Source organism: Tepidimonas sp. HKU78 (assembly GCF_049860815.1).
Taxonomy (GTDB): domain Bacteria; phylum Pseudomonadota; class Gammaproteobacteria; order Burkholderiales; family Burkholderiaceae_C; genus Tepidimonas.
The window spans coordinates 2,044,172-2,067,079 of the sequence record NZ_CP187547.1; the positions used below are offsets into that span (position 1 = coordinate 2,044,172).

19 protein-coding genes, 1 tRNA gene and 2 pseudogenes are annotated in these 22,908 nt (G+C 63.9%); 5 read left to right on the forward strand and 17 right to left on the reverse strand.

What is annotated here, in order from left to right:
* Positions 1 to 76 precede the first annotated feature (76 nt).
* Positions 77 to 724 (reverse strand): sulfur oxidation c-type cytochrome SoxX, encoded by a 648-nt coding sequence (soxX, locus tag ACPYIS_RS10180; protein WP_299018589.1) that lies wholly within the window; start codon positions 722 to 724, stop codon positions 77 to 79.
* Positions 725 to 739: 15 nt separating this feature from the next.
* Positions 740 to 1,339, reverse strand: a pseudogene (gene soxA / locus ACPYIS_RS10185) (sulfur oxidation c-type cytochrome SoxA); the annotation flags it as partial.
* 102 nt (positions 1,340 to 1,441) lie between these two features.
* On the opposite strand from soxA, the pseudogene ACPYIS_RS10190 reads away from it, so the two are divergent.
* Positions 1,442 to 2,407: pseudogene (locus tag ACPYIS_RS10190) on the forward strand (IS481 family transposase); the annotation flags it as partial.
* Between the two features lie 238 nt (positions 2,408 to 2,645).
* Here the strand turns inward: ACPYIS_RS10190 and soxZ are convergent.
* The 4 genes from soxZ to ACPYIS_RS10210 form a co-directional block, all read right to left on the reverse strand.
* Positions 2,646 to 2,957 (reverse strand): thiosulfate oxidation carrier complex protein SoxZ, encoded by a 312-nt coding sequence (gene soxZ / locus ACPYIS_RS10195; RefSeq protein ID WP_424894629.1) that lies wholly within the window; start codon positions 2,955 to 2,957, stop codon positions 2,646 to 2,648.
* 36 nt (positions 2,958 to 2,993) lie between these two features.
* Entirely contained in the window at positions 2,994 to 3,446 is a 453-nt protein-coding gene (soxY, locus tag ACPYIS_RS10200) for a thiosulfate oxidation carrier protein SoxY (protein ID WP_424860197.1), read from the reverse strand.
* A 235-nt stretch (positions 3,447 to 3,681) separates the two neighbouring features.
* Positions 3,682 to 4,853, reverse strand: a protein-coding gene (locus tag ACPYIS_RS10205) for an IS3 family transposase (protein WP_424859250.1) whose coding sequence is annotated in 2 segments (ribosomal slippage) — positions 3,682 to 4,598 and positions 4,598 to 4,853 — 1,173 coding nt in all. Because the reading frame shifts where the segments join, the coding sequence is not laid out codon by codon here.
* A gap of 84 nt (positions 4,854 to 4,937) precedes the next feature.
* Positions 4,938 to 5,531 (reverse strand): isochorismatase family protein, encoded by a 594-nt coding sequence (locus ACPYIS_RS10210; protein ID WP_299018395.1) that lies wholly within the window; start codon positions 5,529 to 5,531, stop codon positions 4,938 to 4,940.
* Positions 5,532 to 5,670: 139 nt separating this feature from the next.
* Here ACPYIS_RS10210 and ACPYIS_RS10215 point away from each other — a divergent pair, with 139 nt between their 5' ends.
* Positions 5,671 to 6,261 carry a C40 family peptidase gene (locus ACPYIS_RS10215; RefSeq protein WP_299018393.1) on the forward strand — a complete coding sequence of 197 codons (591 nt, stop codon included), beginning with the start codon at positions 5,671 to 5,673 and terminating at the stop codon, positions 6,259 to 6,261.
* 33 nt (positions 6,262 to 6,294) lie between these two features.
* On the opposite strand, the gene ACPYIS_RS10220 is transcribed toward ACPYIS_RS10215, so the two are convergent.
* Both ACPYIS_RS10220 and ACPYIS_RS10225 read right to left on the reverse strand, forming a co-directional pair.
* Positions 6,295 to 6,519, reverse strand: coding sequence for a YdcH family protein (locus ACPYIS_RS10220; RefSeq protein WP_299018391.1), 225 nt, complete (start codon positions 6,517 to 6,519; stop codon positions 6,295 to 6,297).
* 144 nt (positions 6,520 to 6,663) lie between these two features.
* A complete protein-coding gene (locus tag ACPYIS_RS10225; RefSeq protein ID WP_424859257.1) occupies positions 6,664 to 8,961 on the reverse strand; it encodes an Orn/Lys/Arg decarboxylase N-terminal domain-containing protein in 2,298 nt (765 codons plus the stop codon).
* Positions 8,962 to 9,103: 142 nt separating this feature from the next.
* On the opposite strand from ACPYIS_RS10225, the gene ACPYIS_RS10230 reads away from it, so the two are divergent.
* From ACPYIS_RS10230 to ACPYIS_RS10240, 3 genes are all read left to right on the forward strand, one after another.
* Positions 9,104 to 9,529, forward strand: coding sequence for an NfeD family protein (locus tag ACPYIS_RS10230; RefSeq protein WP_299018387.1), 426 nt, complete (start codon positions 9,104 to 9,106; stop codon positions 9,527 to 9,529).
* Between the two features lie 34 nt (positions 9,530 to 9,563).
* Positions 9,564 to 10,478 (forward strand): SPFH domain-containing protein, encoded by a 915-nt coding sequence (locus ACPYIS_RS10235; protein WP_299018385.1) that lies wholly within the window; start codon positions 9,564 to 9,566, stop codon positions 10,476 to 10,478.
* Between the two features lie 28 nt (positions 10,479 to 10,506).
* Positions 10,507 to 10,597: transfer RNA gene (locus ACPYIS_RS10240), tRNA-Ser, on the forward strand.
* An 11-nt stretch (positions 10,598 to 10,608) separates the two neighbouring features.
* On the opposite strand, the gene zapE is transcribed toward ACPYIS_RS10240, so the two are convergent.
* The 9 genes from zapE to ACPYIS_RS10285 form a co-directional block, all read right to left on the reverse strand.
* Positions 10,609 to 11,748: a cell division protein ZapE gene (gene zapE, locus ACPYIS_RS10245; protein WP_424859256.1), complete on the reverse strand. Its 1,140-nt coding sequence runs from the start codon at positions 11,746 to 11,748 to the stop codon at positions 10,609 to 10,611.
* A 12-nt stretch (positions 11,749 to 11,760) separates the two neighbouring features.
* Positions 11,761 to 13,188, reverse strand: a complete 1,428-nt coding sequence (gene lpdA, locus ACPYIS_RS10250) for a dihydrolipoyl dehydrogenase (RefSeq protein WP_424859255.1) — start codon at positions 13,186 to 13,188, stop codon at positions 11,761 to 11,763.
* Between the two features lie 19 nt (positions 13,189 to 13,207).
* On the reverse strand, positions 13,208 to 14,491 hold the full coding sequence (gene odhB / locus ACPYIS_RS10255) for a 2-oxoglutarate dehydrogenase complex dihydrolipoyllysine-residue succinyltransferase (RefSeq protein WP_424859254.1): 1,284 nt from the start codon (positions 14,489 to 14,491) through the stop codon (positions 13,208 to 13,210).
* A 91-nt stretch (positions 14,492 to 14,582) separates the two neighbouring features.
* Complete coding sequence (locus tag ACPYIS_RS10260) at positions 14,583 to 17,465, reverse strand: 2-oxoglutarate dehydrogenase E1 component (protein ID WP_299018380.1); 2,883 nt, start codon at positions 17,463 to 17,465, stop codon at positions 14,583 to 14,585.
* Between the two features lie 199 nt (positions 17,466 to 17,664).
* Complete coding sequence (locus tag ACPYIS_RS10265) at positions 17,665 to 18,036, reverse strand: ArsR/SmtB family transcription factor (RefSeq protein ID WP_299018378.1); 372 nt, start codon at positions 18,034 to 18,036, stop codon at positions 17,665 to 17,667.
* 218 nt (positions 18,037 to 18,254) lie between these two features.
* On the reverse strand, positions 18,255 to 19,220 hold the full coding sequence (locus ACPYIS_RS10270; protein ID WP_424894388.1) for an IS481 family transposase: 966 nt from the start codon (positions 19,218 to 19,220) through the stop codon (positions 18,255 to 18,257).
* 168 nt (positions 19,221 to 19,388) lie between these two features.
* Complete coding sequence (locus tag ACPYIS_RS10275) at positions 19,389 to 21,296, reverse strand: propionate--CoA ligase (RefSeq protein ID WP_424894630.1); 1,908 nt, start codon at positions 21,294 to 21,296, stop codon at positions 19,389 to 19,391.
* Between the two features lie 127 nt (positions 21,297 to 21,423).
* On the reverse strand, positions 21,424 to 21,738 hold the full coding sequence (locus ACPYIS_RS10280) for a P-II family nitrogen regulator (RefSeq protein ID WP_424894631.1): 315 nt from the start codon (positions 21,736 to 21,738) through the stop codon (positions 21,424 to 21,426).
* Between the two features lie 49 nt (positions 21,739 to 21,787).
* Positions 21,788 to 22,786, reverse strand: a complete 999-nt coding sequence (locus ACPYIS_RS10285; protein WP_424894632.1) for a sodium-dependent bicarbonate transport family permease — start codon at positions 22,784 to 22,786, stop codon at positions 21,788 to 21,790.
* Positions 22,787 to 22,908: the final 122 nt, after the last annotated feature.

Consider the following 22,908-nt stretch of genomic DNA (forward strand, 5'->3'; position numbering starts at 1 on the left):
CGGCGGCACAGGGATAAAAAAAGGAGGCCAGTGGCCTCCCCCCAAGACCCGTCGCGGCGGGTGCCGCGAACCGGAATCACTTGTTGACGGGCGACTGCGGATCCAGCAGCAACGCCATCACGTGCTTGATTTGCTGCTCGTTCAGGATGCCCCTGTGGCCAGCGCTGGGCATCTTGGTGCAGGCGTTGAACGCGCGCGAGTTCCAGATCTTGGCCCAGGTGTACTCGATGATCGGCTTGGCGGCCGGGTCGTTCGGGTTGGTCACCCCGCGCAGCTTGCCGTATTGGTACAAGCTGGGGCCCAACGTGCCGTACGAAATTTCTTCTTTCGTGATCTGGTGGCAGTTGTAGCAATTGCCCCCGTTGACCGTTTTCTCATCGTCGGACCACGTCAAGCCGCGGCCGCTTTGCGCGATTTTCTCACCCTCTTTCCAGTCACCCAGAAACTTGCCATCGCTGGGCCACATGACGGACTTCAGAGCCGCTTCCTCGATGGCTTTGGCGGTTTTCTCGTCGAGGTCCTTGCCCGAGACCTCGGCCTTCCAGCACACCAGCCGTGCCTCATCTTGCTCGAGCCGATCGAGCTTGGCGATACCGCGCTCGACGAAGGATTTTTTGACGACCTCCATCGTCATGCGGTCATAGTCGGCGGCTGTCGGCGATGCGCCGCATCCAGCCAGAGCAACAGCGGCGAGGGCCACCCAGGTCAACCAATGGAATTTCATGTCGAGGTCTCCGATTCAGCGCTTAATGGCGGGCGCGATCGACTTGGCGCCCTTCGCGTTGACGCCCATGTACACCCCCAACGCGATGGTCACGTCGCTGGCAAACAAGGGCTCGGGGAAACGCTGCTGCCGGTAGCAGTCGTTCAGGCGGTGCTGCATGCTCCACATCTGACCGTTGGAGACGCGGTAAGCGGGCCATGCGGCAAAACCGACGCCGTCGCCGGGGTTTTTGGTCAGGTTGGGCAGCTCCTGCAGGCGGATGCGCTTGCCGTCTTCGCTGTGGCAGCTGGCGCACGAAAAATCGTGCGGCCCACCGCGCATGAAGAACAGCCGCTTGCCGATCTCGTACATGTCACGCTCGGCCTGCGTGTTGAACGGCAGGTTGAACCGCATGTCACGCGACTCGGACGCGATCCACGTGGCCAGCGCCACGACGTTGGCCGTCTCCCCCTTGCCGAAACTGCGCTGCGAAACCTCTTTCTTGACGTCGATGCCCTGCAGCGTCTCCATGCAGGTCAGCAGGCGGCTCTCCAGGTCCTGTACGCGCCCGGTATCCTTGAAGTAGCGTGGCAGCTCGACGAAGGCACCCTTGACGACCCCGGGGCCCTTGCCCAGGTGTCAGGTCCCGGACGATTGCATTGATCCGCGACGTCGTGCATTATTCATAGGTCGCGAGACGATGCGTGAGCTGATCGAGGAGCTACGGAGGCAAAAGTCATGATGGTTCGACTGCACAAGAACGCCACCACGACCCCTGCGACCCGGCGCTACATCCAAAGCTCGAACCTGCCGGTGAGGCGTCTTGCCCGGGAACTCGGGGTGTCGGAGGACACCATCCGACGCTGGAAGAAACGCACCGACGTCGAAGATCGTCCGCACACGGCGCACCGTCTGCAGACGAACCTGACCCCGTTTCAGGAGGCGGTCGTGGTGGAGCTGCGCAGGACCTTGATGCTGCCTCTGGACGACCTGCTGGCTGTGGTTCGTGAGTTCATCACGCCGAACGTCTCTCGATCTGGCCTGGATCGCTGCCTGCGCCGCCACGGCGTCGGTTCGCTCAAGGCCCTGCAGCCCAAAGCGGAAAAGCCTGGGCACAAACCCTTCAAGTCCTATGAGCCGGGGTTCGTGCATCTGGACGTGAAGTACCTGCCGCAGATGCCCGACGAGGACAAACGCCGCTACCTCTTCGTGGCCATCGACCGGGCGACGCGCTGGGTGTTCGTGGCCATCTACCCGGAGAAGACAGCCGCCAACGCCCGGCGCTTTCTGAGCTCGCTCATCGAGGCGGCCCCCTTTCGTCTGCACACGATCCTCACCGACAACGGCAAGGAATTCACCGACCGCTTCATCACCCGGGGAGAGCGCACCCCCACGGGAGCACATGCCTTCGATGAACTGTGCCAGGCGCTCGACATCGAGCATCGGCTGACCAAACCGCGCCGCCCGCAGACGAACGGCATGGTCGAGCGCTTCAATGGGCGCATCAGCGAGGTACTCGCCACCCATCGCTTCGACAGCCGCGAAGCGCTGGAGGCAACGATTCATCGCTACGTCTGGCTGTACAATCACCACATCCCCCAGAAAGCCCTGGGACATGTCCCGCCCATCGAGGCCATGAAAAGATGGTACAAAGAAAAACCGGAACTTTTCATAAAAGTGCCACGTAATCGTCCGGGACCTGACACCCAGGTCACATTGCTCCAACGATGCATTCTTGGGCCCGCGCTTTTGCTTCCACAGTTGCTCGCCCTTGACCTCGAACAGCTCGGCGGGGTTGCCATCTTGAAGCATGGCGCGGTATTCCTCGATGCCCTTGGAAGCATCGATTCCTTGGGCACCAGCGCTCATGCCTAGCGATGACAAAACCGCGAGCAACCAATAACGTTTTCTCATCATGAACTCCTGGGGAGATAAAACCGGTTCAGGCGATGGCCGCCTCGTCGGTGCGCGACTCGCCCTTGTTGTCGGTCCACTTGACGACGACCTTGTCGCCCTTGGCCCCACCCTTGAACTTGAAGCTCAGAAACGGGTTTTGCGACACCGCCCCGCTCCACATCGCCTTGAGCACTTCTTTGCCGTTGTGCGTGGCCACCACGTCCGTGATGTAGTGCGCCGGCACCAAGTTGCCCGACGCGTCTTTGCGCGTGCCAGGCTCCATCGGGTGGCTCATGAGCACCCGCACCGTCGTCACCCCACCGGCCTCGTTGGCCCGGATGCGCATCGGATCTGCCATGTCTGCTCTCCTTGTCTGTCCTTGCGTGGTGTCCGATCAGCCGCCGCAGCCGCCGAGCGTCACCTTGGTTTCCTTGACCGCCGAGTACAGCTTGCCGTCGGCCTTGACCACCGCCAGCACGTTGGTGCTTTGCCCCATCTTCAGACGGGTCTGCACGTCGGCTTCCGTGCCCGCCGGAATCATGAACGCCGCCGCCAGCGGCGTCGGGTTCTTCTCCACCAGCAGGTAGATCTCGCTCGTGTTGGGGATCTTGCTGACCGCCCCCACCGGCACCACGGCACCGTTTTCGGCGATGTCGGGCGAAATGATTTGCACCTGGTCGCTCGTGGCCGGCTGCCCACCCACGGCCTTGAGCGCATCGGCCAGGCTCTTGGCCGCAAACGCGTCGCGGTTGGCCGCCAGCGCCTGCTCGGCCGTCACGATCCCCAGCGACACCAGCGTCGCCAGCGCTGTGCCGGTCTTGAGCACGGCACGTCGGTTGGTTGGCATACCCATTTTCATTACTCCTGACAGAACGACTTCGATTCGAACGCGAGCCTGTCAACGCACACGCACCCGACGCGACATAGTTTGATCCATGTCAAACCCGGCGACCATCCGCGAAAACCCTAAATATAAAAATATTGATGACCAACGATAGTCACCATCAATGAATGGACGCCCGCCACGCGCGGGGTGTCCAGGTGACCTTGCCCGCGAGTTCCGGATCCCATAGCTGAGACCGTTACGCAGCCTGCCTTTTCTGGGCGGCAAGCCAAGCCCGTTCGAATTGCATCGGACTGACATAGCCCAACGACGAATGAAGCCGCCGGTGGTTGTAGAACGTCAGCCAGTCGACGATCTCGTCCATGGCGTCGCGCCGGGTCTTGAAGCGTTTGCCGTGCAGCCTGCCCACCTTGAGCGAGCCCCACAGGCTTTCCGTGGGCGCATTGTCCCAGCAGTTCCCCTTGCGACTCATCGAGCTGCGCATGCCGTAGCCGGTCAGCGCCTTCTGGAAGTCGGCACTGCAGTATTGGCTGCCGCGATCGCTGTGGCATATCAGTCCCGGCGGCGGATGGCGGCGGAACCAGGCCATGTGCAACGCGTCAATCACCAGCTCGCGCCGCATGTGCGGCTGCATCGACCAGCCCACGACCTGGCGGCTGAACAGGTCGATGATCACCGCCAGGTACAGCCAGCCCTCGTCGGTGGCCACATACGTGATGTCGCTCGTCCACACGGCGTTCGGCGTGGCCGGCTTGAACTGCCGATCCACAAGGTTCGGCGCCACCGGCAGCTTGTGGTTGCTGTCGGTCGTAGCCTTGAACTTGCGCTTGCCTCGGGCGCGGATGCCGTGCAGGCTCATGAGCTTGCGAACGCGCTCCTTACCCACCCGAATGCCGCGTGCCAGCAGTTCCTTCCAGATCCGCGGCCAGCCGTACTCGCCACGCGTTTCGGCATGGATCGCTCGGATATGAACCAGCAGAGCATCGTTGCTGATCCCACGTCGTGGTCGTGCCTGGCGCACACGGTGGTCGTGGTACCCACTGGGGCTCACCCCCAGAACTGCGCACGCCACCGACACGGGCCAGCGCTTGCGGTTACGCTCGATCCAGGCGTACTTCACCCCCGCTCCTTCGCGAAGTACGCCGTCGCTTTTCCCAGGATGTCGCGCTCCATCTTGACCCGCGCCAGCTCCGCGCGCAGCCTGGCGATCTCCATCTGCTCTGGGCTCACCGGCTTGCTTCCAGCCCCCGCCAGACGACCGTCTCGGTCCGCACGGATCCAGTTGTGCAGCGTCTGTTGCGCAATGCCCAGGATCTTCGCCGTCGCCGCCATGCTCTGGCCAGCCTTGACCAGCCTGACCGCTTCCAGCTTGAACTCCAGCGTGTAGCGCGCTCTCGTTGCCTTCGTCACTTCCGTTCTCCTTGCCTGTATTCAACCACTCAGCAAGGGATCCGGTTTCCAGGGGCAAGGTCAAGGTTACATGATTAGCAATTTTTATTTGAGCAACGCCAGCACGTCCCGAAAGCGAGAATGGCGCGCGTCGCGCAGCCACTCGAACCCCACCATCTCGACGGTCACCAACTCCACCCCACTGCTGGCCAACCGGTCGAACGCGGCGTCTCGGTCCCGCTCCCGACGCGACCCACAGGCATCGGTCACGACCCACACGTCCAGCTCGTGCTCGAGCAGACCGAGCGCTGTTTGCAGCAAGCACACGTGCGCCTCACAACCGGCCAGCACGACCGTCTGGCGCGCGGGGACTGCGGGCTTTTGCAGGTGTTTGGGCAGGCTGCGTGCGTTGCCCGTGGGGCGCACGGGCGCCTGCAGCGCCGCCAACAGGCCGCTGTCACAGGCATCGAACGCGGTTTTGGCAAACACCTGCCGGCAGCGGCTGCGCAGCTCGGCGGGCAACGCCCCCAGGCGCTCGGGGGCCTGCTCTGTGCCCCACACCGGCACATCCAGCAACTGGGCCAGCTGGGCCAGCACGGTAGCCCGCTGCAGCACGTCATCGCCGTGGGCGATCGCGGCCATCAAACGGGGCTGGTAGTCCACCAGGACGAGCTGGCAGTCGCGTAGATCCAACAACATGGGGGGTTTTCCTCGCTGATGCGTGGGCGGCCATTGACGAGCCGCACCATCTGGCCGTAATGTCACCGCCATGACCAGAACGAGCGGTTATTCGGCACCGTGTATGCGATCGTCGGCACGCAGCAGGCGCTGGGCGGCCGTGCTCGCGTTGATCGCGGCCAGTGGCTGGCTGCCCGTCGCCGAGGCCCGCGATCCTATCATGGAGCTGCTGGCGGCGCGGGGGGTGGTGCCGTCTGCCGCCGCAGCCGCGTCGGTCGTGGGCGAGCCCATCGGTGATTCCGAGGGCGGCACGCCCAATGCCTCGACCCCGGGTGTTTTCCGCCGAGATGACGAGCCGGGCCGTCGCTCCGCCGCACTGGTCTATGCGATGGCGTATGTCGGTGTCCCCTACCAGCGGGGTGGCACCGGGTTCGAACAGGGCGTGGACTGCAGCGGCTTCGTGCAGGTGACGTTTTGGGAGAGCGCGGGCATCCGCCTGCCACGGCGCTCGGTCGAACAAGCCCAGGCCACGCAAGCGATCGAGCCCGACGCGCTGGAACCCGGCGACCTGGTGTTTTTCAACACCCAAGGGCAGTCGTTCAGCCACGTCGGGATCTACGTGGGCCAAGGGCGCTTCATCCATTCCCCACGTACGGGGGCGCAGGTGCGGCTGGAACGGCTCGACGACCGCTACTGGCGCTCCCGTTTCGACGGGGCGCGGCGGGTCATTGGTGGAGCGGCCAGCGGCTGACGGCGACCGCTGGCCACACCCGGCCCCGGTCAGTCATGCCGCAGCGGCAGCGGCCTTGCGCAAAATGTCGTACAGCTCGTCCTTGAGGCGCAGCTTCTCTTTCTTCAACGTTTCGATCTGCTCGTGCGTCGCAGGCTCGATGCCCTGCTCCATGCGCTGGATGCGTTCGTCCAGCTCGTTGTGCTTGTCGAACAGACGCGTGAAATGGTGGTTGTGGTGCTTGAGTTTGCTGATCAGGTCGCGGTACTCGGGGAACATGATCTCTCCTGTGTCAGTGGTCAACGATCGATGGATCAACTGTAACCGAGCCCAGCGCACCTTCCCGGCGAAGGCTGCCAGCAGTGGCGCGCTTTTTGACGCAACGCAAACCGCCCCGCCCCAGGTACAGCGCTCGCCACAGCCTCATCCATCGCGCCGAACACAGTCAGCGAAGTAGCGCTTGCCACCATCGAACGTCTCTTCGATGACCAGCCCATGGATGTCGGTCTCGAACCCCGGGCAGCGTTCGTTGAACTCGCGCGAAAACTTCAGGTAGTCCACGATGCGGCGGTTGAACACTTCACCCGGGATGAGCAGCGGAATGCCAGGCGGATACGGCGTGATGAGGGCAGTGGTGATGCGCCCCTCCAGCTCGTCGATCGGCACGCGCTCGGTGTTGCGGCGCGCGATCTGCGCGTAGGCGTCACTGGGCTTCATGGCCGGCGTCAGATCGCTCAGGTAGATCTCGGTGGTCAGCCGCGCCACGTCGTAGCGGGCGTACATCTCGTGCACGAACTGGCACAGGTCGCGCAGACCCATGCGCTCGTAGCGGGGCTGCTTGCGGCAGAACTCCGGCATCACGCGCCACATGGGCTGGTTGCGGTCGTAGTCGTCCTTGAACTGCTGCAAGGCGGTGAGCAGCGTGTTCCAGCGGCCCTTGGTGATGCCGATGGTGAACATGATGAAAAACGAGTACAGGCCTGTCTTTTCCACCACCACGCCGTGCTCGGCCAAAAACTTGGTCACGATGCTGGCCGGGATTCCCGTGGGCGCGAAGTCGCCCTTGAGGTTGAGGCCCGGCGTGATGATGGTGGCCTTGATGGGGTCGAGCATGTTGAAGCCCGGCGCCATGTCGCCGAAGCCATGCCAGGCATCTTCGCCGTCGGCGGTCTGCACGCCGGCGGCATCGGTGCGCTTGAGCACCCAGTCATCGGCACGGCCAATGCCCTCTTCCGCCAGCTCCTCCGGCCCCCAAACCTGGAACCACCACTCGTCAGGTCCGAATTCGGCATCCACCTTGCGCATGGCGCGCCGGAAGTCGAGCGACTCGGCGATGCTCTCCTCCACCAGCGCCGTGCCTCCCGGCGGCTCCATCATCGCGGCGGCCACGTCGCAGCTGGCAATGATGCTGTACTGCGGGCTGGTCGAGGTATGCATCAGATACGCCTCGTTGAACAGGTGGCGATCCAGGCGCTGCGTTTGCGAGTCCTGCACCAACACTTGTGACGCCTGGCTGATGCCGGCCAGCAGCTTGTGGATGGACTGCGTGGAGTACACCACCGAATGTTGCGGCCGTGCGCGCTTGCGCCCCATGGCGTGGAAAGTGCCATAAAACGGGTGAAACGCCGCGTGCGGCAGCCACGCCTCATCGAAGTGCAGGTTGTCCACGTAACCGTCGAGCAGCTGCTTGATGGTCTCGGTGTTGTAGAGCACCCCGTCGTAGGTGGATTGGGTCAGCGTAAGGATCTTGGGCCGCACGCTGGCGGGATCCACGCCTTGCAGCAAGGGGTGCGCCGCAATCTTGGCGCGGATGCTGTCGGGCTCGAACTCGCTGCGCGGAATCGGGCCAATGATGCCGTAGTGATTTCGCGTGGGCTTGAGGAACACGGGGATGGCCCCGGTCATGATGATGCTGTGCAGGATGGATTTGTGGCAGTTGCGGTCCACCAGCACCACATCGCCTGGCGCCACCGTGTGGTGCCAAACCATCTTGTTGCTGGTGCTGGTGCCGTTGGTGACGAAGAAACAGTGGTCGGCGTTGAAGATACGCGCGGCGTTGCGCTCGCTCTCGCCAATGGCGCCGTTGTGGTCCAGCAGCTGGCCCAGCTCCTCCACCGCGTTGCAGACGTCGGCGCGCAGCATGTTTTCACCAAAGAATTGGTGAAACATCTGACCCACGGGTGTCTTGAGAAACGCCACCCCACCCGAATGCCCAGGACAGTGCCACGAATACGAGCCGTCTTCGGCATAGTCCAGCAACGCCTTGAAAAAGGGCGGCTGGATGTACTCCAGGTACGCCTTGGCCTCGCGGATGATGTGGCGCGCGACGAACTCCGGCGTATCCTCGAACATGTGGATGAAGCCGTGCAGCTCGCGCAAAATGTCGTTGGGCAAGTGGCGGCTGGTGCGCGTCTCACCGTACACGTAGATCGGCACTTCGGCATTCTTGCGTCGCACCTCCTGGATGAAGGCGCGCAGGTTCTGCACCGCCGGGTCGTCTTCCGGGTTGCCGCTGATTTCCTCGTCGTCGATCGACAGAATGAAGGCGCTGGCGCGGCTTTGCTGCTGGGCGAACTGGCTGAGGTCGCCGTAGCTGGTGACGCCCACCACGTCGAAGCCCTCGGCCTCGATGGCCTGCGCCAGCGCCCGGATGCCCAAGCCCGAGGTGTTGTCGGAACGGTAGTCTTCGTCGATGATGACGATGGGAAAGCGGAATTTCATGGGGCGCAAGTGTACGAACAACCGGTGGGCGGCGGATGACTCCACACGAGAAAATAATGAACGGCGTCACGCAGGCGTTGTATAACCCAAACACGCGCTCGGGGTTCATTCACCGCGCACTGAGGCAGCGAAGGACCTGATCATGGCAGATTCGACGGTATGGTGGCTGCTGGCCGGCGTGGCCGTCGCGGCCGAGCTGACCAGCGGTACATTCTTCTTGCTCATGTTGGCCCTAGGGGCCGCCGCCGGTGCACTGGCCGCGCATGCCGGTTTGGGCTTGAGTGGGCAGCTCGTGACGGCGGCACTCGTCGGCGGTGGCGCGGTGGCAGTATGGATGCGCTGGCGCCGCCGCCACCCCAAGGGCCCCGCGCCACAGTCCGACCCCAACGTGGTGCTCGACATCGGCCAGATCATCCACGTGCCCGCCTGGAATACCGATGGCACTGCCCACGTGCGCTACCGCGGGGCGGACTGGGTGGCCCAAGCGGCTGCTGGAACGTCACCATCACCCGGCGCCTGGCGCATCACCGCCGTCATCGGCAATCGCCTGGTCGTCGAGCCTGCCTGACCCCATCGGCACTTTTTCTCACACCGGAGGCTTTATGGAAATCGCTTTCCTCCTACTCGTCATCGCCGTGATCTTCGTGGCCAAGGCCATCAAGGTCGTGCCACAGCAAACCGCCTGGGTCGTCGAGCGCCTCGGGCGCTACGACCGCACGCTGGCGCCAGGCTTGAACTTCGTCATCCCGTTCATCGAAAAGGTCGCCTACAAACACAGCCTCAAGGAAATCCCGCTGGACGTGCCCGAACAGATCTGTATTACCAAGGACAACACCCAGCTCAAGGTAGACGGCATCCTGTACTTCCAGGTCACCGACCCCATGCGTGCCAGCTACGGCTCGTCCAACTACGTGCTGGCGATCACGCAGCTGGCTCAAACCACCCTGCGCAGCGTCATTGGCCGGCTGGAGCTGGACAAAACCTTCGAAGAGCGCGAGATGATCAACGCCCAGGTGGTCAACGCCATCGACGAAGCCGCGCTGAACTGGGGCGTGAAGGTGCTGCGCTACGAGATCAAGGATCTGACGCCCCCCGCCGAAATCTTGCGCGCCATGCAGGCGCAGATCACCGCGGAGCGCGAGAAAAGGGCGCTGATCGCCGCCTCCGAGGGCAAGCGGCAAGAGCAGATCAACCTGGCCGAGGGCGAACGTGCGGCGTTCATCGCCAAGTCCGAGGGCGAAAAGCAAGCCGCCATCAACCAGGCGCAGGGCGAGGCTGCCGCCATCCGCGAGGTGGCCGAGGCCACCGCCCAGGCCATCGAGCGCGTGGCGGCGGCCATCCGCCAACCTGGTGGTGAGCAAGCGGTGCAACTGAAGGTCGCCGAAAAGGCTGTCGAGGCCTACGCCCGCGTCGCACACGATGCCGACACGACGCTCATCGTGCCCAGCAACATGACCGAAGTCTCGGCCCTGATCGGCTCCGCCATGAAGATGGTGGGTACGGTCAAGACCAACTGAGCCGCGGTGTACAATGCGCGGCTGCCACGGAGAGATGGATGAGTGGTTTAAGTCGCACGCCTGGAAAGCGTGTAGGGGTTAACAGCCCCTCGGGGGTTCGAATCCCCCTCTCTCCGCCACGAATCCGAAATCACGTCAGCCGGGTATCCACCTCGCGCCGCTGCAGCGCCAGGTACTCGCGGGACTGCATTTCGTGCAGTCGCGAAACGGTACGCGGAAACTCGTGCGCCAGCGGCCCTTCGGTGTAGAGCTGCTCCGGCGGCACGGCCGCCGAAACGATCAGCTTGACGCGGCGATCGTAGAGCACGTCGACCAACCAAGTGAAGCGCCGGGCTGCCGACGCCATGTTGACCGGCATGTGCGGCACATTGCTCAACAGCACGGTGTGAAACTGGGTGGCCAGTTCCAGATAATCGTTTTGTGAGCGTGGGCCGCCACAGAGGGTGCGAAAGTCGAACCACACAACGCCCCCCGCGCGGCGAATGGCGCGGATCTCACGCCCCTCGATGCGCAGCACGGGGTCTTCGTCGTGCGCCTCGGCCAGTTGCTCGAAGGTCGCCTCCATTTCGCGCTCGGTGGCCTCGCCCAACGGTGTCAGGTACAGCCGCACGTGCTCCAGCGTGCGGCGCCGATAGTCGATGCCGTGGTCGACGTTGACCACCTCCATCGTGCGCTTGAGCAGCTCGATGGCCGGCAGGATGCGATCGCGGTGCAGGCCGTCCGGGTACAACCCATCCGGATGAAAGTTGCTGGTCGTCACCATCCCGATGCCGTATTTCTGCAGCGCCTCCAGCAGCCGATGCAGGATCATGGCGTCGGTCACGTCGGCCACGTGAAATTCGTCGAAGCAGATGAGTCGGTAGCGCACCGACATCTGCCGAGCCAGCGCGTCGAGGGGGTCGACCGTGCCCTGCAGATTCGTGAGCTCGCGGTGCACCTCCCGCATGAACTCGTGAAAATGCAGCCGCGTCTTGCGCCGCAGGGGCACGGCGTTGTAGAAGCAGTCCATCAAAAAGCTTTTGCCGCGCCCTACCCCGCCGTACATGTACACGCCGCGCGGGATCGGCAGGCGGTTGATCAGCTTTTTGAGCGCATTCGAGCGCCGCTGCTTGAAGTGCGCCCACTCAGCGGCGCAACGCTCCAGCGCCTGCACCGCGCGCAGCTGCGCCGGGTCACTGTGGTAGCCGCGTGCGGCCAGCTCCGCCTCGTAGGCGCGCCGCACCGGCCCCCACGAGGGGTCCGGTGCCGGCGCTTCGGCACGTGCCTGCATCGAACCACCCGCTCAGAAATTGAGCGTGCGCTTGTCCACGGCCAAGGCGGCTTCTTTGGTGGCCTCGGACAGCGAGGGGTGGGCGTGGCAAATGCGGCCGATATCCTCGGCACTGGCGCGAAACTCCATCGCCACCACGGCTTCGGCGATCAGTTCGGAGGCCATCGGCCCCACGATGTGCACGCCCAGGATCTCGTCCGTGGTGGCATCGGCCAGCACCTTGACCATGCCGGTGGTGTCACCCAACGCGCGCGCGCGGCCATTGGCCAGGAAAGGGAACGTACCCGCCTTGTACGCGCGCCCGGCGGCCTTGAGCTGCTGCTCGGTCTGTCCCACCCAGGCAATCTCGGGGCTGGTATAGATGACCCACGGAATGGTGTTGAAATTGACGTGGGGGTGCTGACCCGCGATGCGCTCGGCCACGGCCACGCCCTCCTCCTCGGCCTTGTGCGCCAGCATGGGGCCGCGCACCACGTCGCCCACGGCCCACACGCCAGGCAGGTGGGTGCGGCACTCGCCGTCCACCACGATGGCGCCGCGCTCGTCGAGCTTCAGACCCACGGCCTCGGCATTGAGCCCTGCCGTATGGGGCACGCGGCCGATGGAGACGATGAGCTTGTCGGCCTCCAGCGTCACCGCCTCGGCCTTGGCGTTGGTGTAGGCGATGCTGACCCCCTTGCGGGTCGTCTTGACCTCGCCGACCTTGACGCCCAGCTCGATCTTGAGGCCCTGTTTATCGAACGCCTTCTTGGCCTCCTTGGCAATCTGTTCGTCGACCGCGGCCAGGAAGGTGGGCATTCCCTCCAGAATGGTGACCTCAGCCCCCAGGCGGCGCCAGACCGAGCCCATCTCCAGCCCGATCACACCCGAGCCGATGATCGCCAACTTTTTGGGTACCGCACCCAGGCGCAGCGCGCCGTCGTTGGACAGGATCTTGTCCTCATCGAACGGCACGCCAGGCAGCGCCCGGGCGCTGGAGCCGGTGGCAACGACGACGTGCTTGCCCACCAGAGTCTCGGTCTGCTCACCGCTGACGGCGATTTCGTAGCCGCCCTCCACTGCCCGCACGAACGAGCCGCGCCCATGGAAGAACGTAACCTTGTTCTTCTTGAACAGGTAGAGGATGCCGTCGTTGTTTTGCTTCACGACCGCATCCTTGCGCGCGATCATCTTGGCCACGTCGATCTTGACGGGGCCGGTACTGATGCCGTGCTCGGCGAAGTGGAGCTGCGCGTGCTCGAAGTGCTCGGACGACTGCAGCAGTGCCTTGGAAGGGATGCAGCCAACGTTGGTACAAGTGCCGCCCGGGGCGGGGCCGCCGGCGGCGTTTTTCCATTCGTCGATGCAAGCCACTTTGAAGCCGAGCTGCGCCGCGCGGATGGCGGCGATATAGCCGCCGGGGCCGGCGCCGATGACGACGACGTCAAATGCGTGTGCCATGTGTCACTGCTCCGTCGCGTCAAATGTTGAACAGCAGGCGCGCGGGGTCTTCCAGCGCTTCCTTCATTGCCACCAAGCCCAGCACGGCCTCGCGCCCGTCGATGATGCGGTGGTCGTACGACATGGCCAGATAGTTGATCGGACGGATCACGATCTGGCCATTTTCGACCACAGGGCGCTCCTTGGTCGCGTGCACGCCCAGGATGGCCGACTGCGGCGGGTTGATGATGGGCGTGGACAACATGGAGCCGAACACACCGCCGTTCGAGATAGAGAACGTCCCGCCGGTCATCTCCTCGATGCCCAGCTTGCCTTCTGCCGCGCGCTTGCCAAAGTCGGCGATCTTTTTCTCGATCTCGGCAAAGCTCAACTGGTCGGCATTGCGCAGGATGGGCACGACCAGACCGCGCGGCGAACCCACCGCGATGCCGATGTCGAAGTAGCCGTGGTAGACGATGTCGTTGCCGTCCACGCTGGCGTTGAGGATGGGGAACTTCTTGAGCGCGTGCACCGCGGCCTTGACAAAAAAGCTCATGAAGCCGAGCTTGACGCCGTGTTCTTTTTCGAAGCGCTCCTGGTACTTCTTGCGCAGCTCCATGACCGGCGCCATGTTGACCTCGTTGAAGGTGGTCAGGATGGCGTTGGTGGCCTGCGACTGCAGCAGGCGCTCGGCGATGCGGGCGCGCAGACGCGTCATGGGCACGCGCTGTTCGGGCCGGTTGGCCAGATCGGCGGGCAAGCCAACCGGCGCGCTGACGGGGGGCAGCACACGAGTGGGCGCCCCCGTGGGGATGGCGGCCGCCGGGGCCGCCGCCGCGGCGGGCTTGGGCGCCGCCACCGCCGCCAGCACGTCACCCTTGGTGACGCGACCATCCTTGCCGGTGCCGGCCACAGAGCCCGGTGCCAGGCCATGGTCGGCCATCAACTTGGCGGCAGCAGGCATCGCCACCCCGACCATACGACCGCCCTCCGCGGCAGGCGCGGCGGCAGCCGGCGCCTGCGCTGCGCTCGGGGCCGGTGTCGCGGCGGGCGCGGCCGCCGGTGCCGCGGCGGCTGCCTTGCCCTCGGTATCGACGCGGGCGATCACTTGCTCCGACACGACCGTGCCGCCGTCACCGACCACGATTTCGGCCAGCACACCGGCAGCGGGCGCCGGCACTTCCAGTACGACCTTGTCGGTCTCGATTTCGATCAGGATCTCGTCGGCAGCCACGAGGTCGCCGACCTTTTTCTTCCACTGCAACAGGGTGGCCTCCGCAACCGACTCCGACAGCTGCGGCACTTTCACATCAACGATGGCCATGGTGTGTTCTTCCTCGATCAATGCTTGAAAAGGGGGATGACAGGACCGGCGCACCCACGACGGCTCGGGCGCGCCATTGCGCCGTGACGTCTCACTTGGTCAGGATGAAGCCCTTGAGTCGGCCGAAGGCGGCTTCGACCAATGCCTTTTGTTGCTCCTGGTGCAGGTGCGCGTAGCCCACCGCCGGCGACGCCGATGCGGCGCGGCCCGCGTAGCCCAGGCGCTGGCCGTCGAGCATGTTTTCGTGGATGTTGTGCTGCACGAAAAACCACGGCCCCTGGTTTTGCGGCTCGTCCTGGCACCACACGATGTCGGTGGCGTTGGGGAAGCGCTTGAGCTCGGCGGCAAAGGCCCGATGGGGGAACGGGTAGAGCTGCTCGATGCGCACGATGGCGACGTCGTCGGCCCCCTTTTCTTCGCGTTTTTTGGTCAGGTCGTAGTACACCTTGCCCGAGCAGACGATGACGCGCTTGACACGCTGCGCGTTTTTGATCACGTCGGCGTTTTGCTCGGGGATGACGGTCTGGAAGCCCCCCTTGGTGAACTCGGACAACGGCGACGCCGCGTCCTTGTGCCGCAGCAGCGACTTGGGTGTGAAGACGATGAGCGGCTTGCGCAGGTTGCGCACCATTTGCCGGCGCAGCACGTGGAAAATCTGGCTGGCTGTGGTGGGCTGCACGATCTGCATATTGGTGTCGGCAGCCAGCTGCATGAAGCGCTCGATGCGCGCCGAGCTGTGCTCGGGCCCCTGTCCTTCATAGCCGTGCGGCAGGAACAGTGTGATGCCGTTGACGCGGCCCCATTTGACCTCGCCCGAGGCGATGAACTGGTCGATGACGACCTGCGCCCCGTTGGCGAAGTCACCGAACTGCGCCTCCCAAATCACCAGCGTGTTCGGGTCGTTGGACGCATAGCCGTATTCGAACCCGAGCACCGCTTCCTCGGACAGGATGGAGTCGATGACGACGAACGGTGCCTGGTTGTCGGCGACGTTTTGCAGCGGGATGTAGGTCCCTTCGTCCCACTTCTCGCGATTCTGGTCGTGGATGACCGCATGGCGGTGCGTGAACGTACCGCGGCCGCAGTCCTCACCCGACAGCCGCACGCCGTAGCCACTGGCGACCAGGGAGGCAAACGCCATATGCTCGCCCATGCCCCAGTCGACGGGGATCTCGCCGCGTCCCATGGCGGCGCGGTCGGCCAGCACCTTCTTGACGAGCTGATGCGGCGTGATGTTGTCCGGTACCGTGGTAATGCGCTCGGCCAGGCGTTTCCACTCCGACAACGGGATGGCAGTGTCGGCCGCGTCGGTCCACTTCTTGCCAAGGAACGGCGTCCAGTCCACCGCGTATTTGCTCTTGTAGTTGGTCAGCACCGGATCCACGGTACGGCGCCCTTCATCCAGCATGGCACGGTACGCCTTGACCATTTCGTCCGGCCCTTCCGGCGGCAGGATGCCCTGCGCCACCAGCTTGTCGCCGTAGAGCTTGCGTGTGCCGGGGTGCTGCGCGATCTTTTTGTACATCAGCGGCTGGGTCAGCGACGGCGTGTCTTGCTCGTTGTGGCCCAGCTTGCGGAAGCACACGATGTCGATGACGACGTCCTTGCGGAACGTCTGGCGGTATTCGATCGCCAGTTGCGTCGCCAACACCACGGCCTCCGGATCGTCACCGTTGACGTGCAGCACCGGGGCTTCGATCATCTTGACGACGTCGGTGCAGTACAGCGTCGAGCGGCTGTCGCGCGGGTCCGAAGTGGTAAAGCCGATCTGGTTGTTGATGACGATGTGCACCGTGCCGCCGGTGTAGTAGCCGCGCGTTTGCGCCAGTGCCAGCGTCTCCATCACCACACCCTGACCGGCAAACGCGGCGTCGCCGTGCACGAGTACCGGCAGCACTTGGTCGCCGCGCTTGTCGCCGCGCCGGTCCATACGCGCGCGGGCCGATCCCTCGACCACGGGGTTGACGATCTCGAGGTGCGACGGGTTGAACGCCAGGCTCAGGTGCACCGGGCCGCCAGGTGTGGAGACGTCGGAACTGAAACCCTGGTGGTACTTGACGTCACCGGCCGGCAGGTCTTCGGGCGCCTTGTGTTCGAACTCGGCAAACAAGTCCTTGGGCATCTTGCCCATGACGTTGACCAGGACGTTGAGGCGCCCGCGGTGGGCCATGCCGATCACGACCTCCTGCACGCCGGCAGCGCCCGCCTGCTGAATGAGCTCATCCATGGAGGCAATGAAGCTCTCGCCCCCTTCGAGTGAGAAGCGCTTTTGCCCGACGTACTTGGTGTGCAAGTAGCGCTCCAACCCTTCCGCCTTGGTGAGGTTTTCCAGGATGTGCTTCTTTTGTTCGGCGGTGAAGTTGGGCTTGCTGCGGATGCGCTCGAGCTTTTCCTGCCACCAGCGCTTTTGCGCCATGTCGGTGATGTACATGTACTCGGCGCCGATCGTGCCGCAGTACGTCTCGCGCAGCGCGTTGAGCAGCTCGCGCAGCGACATCGTCTCCTTGCCAAAGTAGGTATTGGAGACGTTGAATGTGGTTTCGAGGTCGGCGTCGGTGAAGCCGTAGAACGAGGGTTCGAGCTCGGGGATCTCGGGGCGCTCGGAGCGCTTGAGCGGATCGAGGTTGGCCCAGCGCACGCCGATGTTGCGGTAGGCCGCGATCAACTGCTGGGTAGCCACCCGCTTGCGCGCGATGTCGGAATCCGCCCCCTGGGCCGCCACGGGATGCACGACGCCCTGCTTGGCCATCTCGGCAAACGCCGCGATCACCGGCATGTGCGGGATGTCGCGAGCGTCGCTGCCATCGACCGCCGGCACGTGCTGCAGCGCATCGAAGTAATCGCGCCACGATTCGGGCACGCTGGTAGGGTCGGTGAGGTATTTCTCGTACATCTCCTCCACGTACGGCGCGTTGCCGCCAAAGAGGTACGAGTTGCCATTGAAGGCCTGGTAGACGCTCGTCGTCTCGCTCATGGAATCGCTGACCTCCGTCTCCCTGCAGGAGACTTGCTGGTTGGAACAACCTTCCGCGACACGGCTGAACCGGTTGGCGGACGCGACAGTGACACTGGAAGGAACTGTGCAGGCCGCATTGTGCCACCAAAGCTCGCGGGCCTGTCAAAAAAAAGACAACTTTTCCCGCCGCCAACGGCTCCAGCGGGTATCGCAATCGTCAAGTTCGCCGCGGTGACAGCCGCTGCTCGGCCGGCACACCCCCCGGCTCATCGAGCTCGATCGCGATCTGCGTGCAGACGGTGCGACACAGGGCAACTGCCTGCTCGCTCTGAACCCGGTAGTAGACCTGGGTGCCCTCTTTGCGCTTGGCCAAGACGCCCGCGCGGTACAGCAGATTGAGGTGCTGCGACAGGTTGGGCTGCGTCGTGTCGATTTCGGCCAATAGCTCCGACACCGACTTCTCCTTGTCGCACAGGGCGTTGAGGATGCGCAGCCGGGTCGGCGTGGCCAAGATCCCGAAAAGCTCGGCCGCTAGCTCGAAAACCCGGTTTTTGTCAACGGTGGCGTCTGTATCAGTCGATGTTTGCATCTTGAAGCAACAGGTCGGATCGTTTCGATCATACCCACGAATCGCACAAACACCAACAACATCAGACCAGGCACACGTGCACTGTGGAAGTCACCGTGAAAGACCAGGGCCGCACGCGCCGGTACATCGCCCCGCGTCACGCGATTCAGCTATCTTCTACTGGACGCACGATAAAACCGGCATATGACCTATGCGCGTCCCAATGGCCGTGGTAGACCTTAGGTGTCAGGTCCCGGACGATTACGTGGTTTGAAGATGAAAAGATCGGGGCGTTGAGGGTACCACTTTTTCAAGGCCTCCAGAGGTGTTATGTGTCCGATTGCCTTCTGGGGTAAATGATGGTTGTACAGCCAAACATAACGGGTCAAGGTAGTCTCGAGGTCCTCGGCGCTGTTGAAGTGATGGGTGGCAAGGACCTCGGCAATACGGCCGTTGAAGCGTTCGACCATGCCATTGGTCTGAGGGTGTCTGGGCTTGGTGAGGCGATGCTCGATGCCAAGGGCCTGGCAGAGCTGATCGAACTCGTGCTTCCCGGACGGTGCGCGCGCGCCTGAGGCGAAGAGGCGATCCGTGAACTCCTTGCCGTTGTCGGTGAGGATGTGCGTGATTCTGACCGGGCAGGTCTTGTGCAAGGCCTTCAGGAAGCTTCTGGCCGCGGCTGCGGTCTTGTTTGGCTTAATCTGGATGAAGACCCAACGGGTGGCGCGGTCAATGGCGACGAAGAGATAACGCCTCTGATGTTCGTCGGGCATCTGCGGCAGGTACTTGACGTCGATGTGCAGGTAGCCCGGCATGTAGGTCTTGAATGGCTTGGAAGCAGGCGCATCCTTGGCTTCACTGGGCAGTTGGGATAGGCCATGGCGCTTGAGCAGACGATACAGCCCAGAACGTGAGGCCCGGGGGTTGATGAACTCCCGTGTGACCACCAGCAGATCGTCAAGGGGTAGCTGGAGGGTCTTGCGCAGCTCCACCACCAAAAGCTCCTGCGCCGGGGTGAGCGTCGTCTGCAAACGATGCGCGGTATGCGGGCGATCTTCCACAAAGTCCCGACGCTTCCAGCGGCGGATGGTGTCTTCGGATACGCCCAACTCGGCTGCCAAGGCCGCAACCGACAAGGACGAGGACTGGATGTAGGCGCGGGTGGCGGGGGTTGTGGTGGCGTTTTTGTGTAGGCGAATAATCATGGTTGAGCGCTCCGGAGGTTGTCGATCAGCTCTCGCATCACTGCGCGACTAACGAAGAGTGCACGACGCGAAGGATCTATGCAATCGTCCGGAACCCTACACTTAGGCAAGCGGGCACGCCTCGTCTCAGCGGCCGCTGGTTCTGAACCAGCCGACTCCGGCCCTCTTTCAGGTGTTTGGCGTCTGAACCAGGTCACGAATCTGCTGCAGGGCGCTGGGATCATCCAACGTGGTCAGGTCGCCGGGGTCCCGCCCCTCACACACCGCCTGGATGGCCCGCCGCAGCAGCTTGCCGCTGCGCGTCTTGGGCAACAGGGAGACGAAGCGCACACGAGCCGGCCGCGCCACTGCCCCGAGCTGTTCGTCCACCACCTTCATGATCTCGCCCTCGAGCCGCAGCGCGTCGGCCTCGGTCGCGGCCAGCGTCGGGTCCTTGAGCACGGCAAACGCCATGGCCACCTGACCCTTGAGCGCATCGGCCACCCCAACGACGGCCACCTCGGCGACGGCGGGGTGGCTGGAGATGCTCTCCTCGATCTCGCGCGTGCCCAGGCGGTGCCCCGCGACGTTGATCACATCGTCGGTGCGCCCCAAGATGTAGTAGTAGCCATCCGCGTCGCGCACGCCCCAGTCGAACGTGCTGTACATCTGGCGGCCGGGGATGCTGGACCAATACGTCTTGACGTAGCGCGCATCGTCCCCCCAGACCGTCTGCAGGCAGCCCGGCGGTAGCGGGTACTGCACCGCGATCACGCCCTTGCGGTCGGGCTCGGAGATCTCTTCGCCGGTGTTTTCGTCGATCAAACGCACGTCGTAGCCATAGACCGCTTTCCCCGGCGAGCCGAATTTGGTGGGCGCGGGCTCGACGCCGTTGCAGATGGCCAGGATCGGCCAGCCGGTCTCGGTTTGCCAATAGTTGTCGATGACGGGTTTGCCGATCGCCTGCGCCATCCAGGTGGCCGTCGGCTCGTCCAGCGGTTCACCCGCCAGGAACAAGGCGCGCAGGCTGCTCAGGTCGTAGCGTGTCAGGTAAGCCGGGTCCTGTTTTTTGAGCACACGCGCGGCCGTCGGCGCGGTAAACATGATCGAGACGCGGTAGTCCTGCACCAGCCGCCACCAGATGCCGGCATCGGGCCGGATGGGCGTGCCCTCGTACATGATGGTGGCCATGCCGTTGATCAGCGGCCCATAGATGATGTAGCTGTGCCCGACCACCCAGCCGATGTCGCTGGTGGAGAAATAGGTCTCACCGGGCTGCGCCATGTAGATGTGGCGCATGGAGGCGGCCAGCGCCACCGCGTAGCCGCCCGTGTCCCGCTGCACGCCCTTGGGCTTGCCCGTCGTGCCACTGGTGTAGAGGATGTAGCTGGGGTGCGTGCTGTCCACCCACTCACAAGGCACCTGCGCATCCCGGTGCTGCTCGCGCAGCGCGGCGTAGTCCACGTCGCGGCCGGCCACCGGATCCAGCGCCGCCAGCCCCCGGTTGACCATCAAGACGCGCTCGGGCTGGTGGCGCGACAGGCGTATCGCCTCGTCGAGCAGGTGCTTGTACGGCACCACCTTGCCGGCGCGCATGCCGGCATCGGCGCTCACGATGACCTTGGGCATCGCGTCGTCGATGCGCGTGGCCAGGCTGTGGCTGGCAAAGCCGCCGAACACCACGGAGTGGATGGCACCGATGCGCACGCAAGCCAGCATCGCAAACGCCGCTTCCGGGATCATCGGCATGTAGATCAAGACCCGGTCACCCTTGGCCACCCCCAGCGATTGCAAAATCGCCGCCATGCGCTGCACCTCGGTTTGCAGCTCGCGGTAGGTATAGACACGCTCGGTGTTGGTTTCGGTGGAGACGTAGATGAGCGCGTTTTGGTCACCGCGGGTGGCGACGTGCCGATCCACCGCGTTGTGACACAGATTGGTCAGCCCGCCCTCGAACCAACGCACGAACGGCGGATGGTCGGTGTTGCACACGCGCGACCAAGGCTGGTGCCAGTCGATGAGGCGGGCCTGCTCGGCCCAAAAAGCATCCCGGTCATCGATCGACCGGCGATAGAAATCGGCATAGCGCTCGGCCATGGGGGTCTCCTCGCGAGGCGTTGTCAATCGCGCATCATTATGGCGTCACGCCTTGCGCGGGACTGACACACACCGCCTCCCCGCCGACGGAAGGTGCGGCAGCCGACCTTGCTGCCGCACCATCCGATCACGCCTTGGCCTGCGGCTTTCGGGGCAGAATGGCGATGTCCGACACCAGCGCCTTGATGCGGTAGCCGCCGCGCATGAGGCGATCGATCTCCTCCAGCGTGCGCTGCAGCCGCTCCTCGGACATGATGACGTAGATCACGACGTTGGAGTCACAATCGAAAAAACCCATCTGCAGCCCGTTGGACCCCGCGCCCGTCGCCGGAACGACGGTGTAGCCGCCGACACCACAGCCGCGCAGTGTTTCGACGACCAAGCGCTGCAGGTCACCGGAGGTAATGAGCGTCAACAGTTTTTTGTGTTCCAAGGGTCTCATGGGTTGGCTCCACGTGAGGGATTCCGGTGATTTCGTGCCGATCGGGGACTCACTGCCCCACGATCCAGCCGGAGAGGGCAAAGTACAACGGGATGCCCAGCAAGATGTTGAACGGGAACGTTACGGCCAGCGCCATTGTGAAGTAAATGCCCGGGCGCGCCTCTGGGATTGCATAGCGCACGATGGCCGGCACCACGATGTACGACGCGCTGGCCGACAACGCAGCCAACAAGGTCGCGTCGCCCCGAGGCAAGCCGAGCACGGCCGCCAAGCCCAGTGCCACGCACGCGTTGACCGGGGGCATGATCGCGGCGAACGCCAGCAGCCCACCGTTCAAGCGGGCCTGCGACTCACGCAGCTGCCGCGCCACCAGCAAGCCCATCTCCAGCAGGAAAAAGGCCAAAATCCCCTTGAAGATATCGATGGTGAAGGGGGCCATGATCTCTTTGCCACGATCGCCCGTGGCCCAGCCGATCAGCAGGCTGCCGATGAGCAACAGGTGCGCCCCGTCGGTAAACGCCTCGTGCAAAACTTTGCGCATCGACAGTGCGGGCAGCGGGCCATCGCTTGCCCCCTGATGCGCAGCGCGGGTACGCACCGCACTGGCGAGCAAAACCGCCATGATGATGGCAGGAGACTCCATCAGAACCATGGCCACCGTCATGTGACCGCCGAAAGCCACGCCCTGCTGCGTCAGAAATTGCTGGCTGGCGATGAAGGTGACCGCGCTGACCGAGCCGTATGTGGCGGCAACGGCCGCTGCGTCGAAAGGCGAGACGATGCGCCGCAAGATGACGAAGCTGTACGCCGGAACCAAAGCCGCCATGATCACCGCCGCCATCAGCGCCATGATCGCCGTGGCATCGAGCCCCCCTGCGGCCAAGCTGGCCCCGCCCTTGAGGCCCAGCGACACCAACAGGTAGAGCGAGAAAAACTTGGCGATCGCAGGTGGGATCTCCAGGTTGGATCGGATCAGCCCTGCGGCCACGCCAAAAACGAAAAACAAGATGGCGGGATCGAGAAGGTTTTGAAACAGTCCGCTGCTCATGGTTGCACTCCGAGGGATGGGCAGACCGCCCCACCCGTGCGGGCAGGCGGCTGTGTCGCAGCGGAGTCTAGAAAAAACCCGACAAAAACACTAATGAATTATCGACGTCCGTACCATAGCCG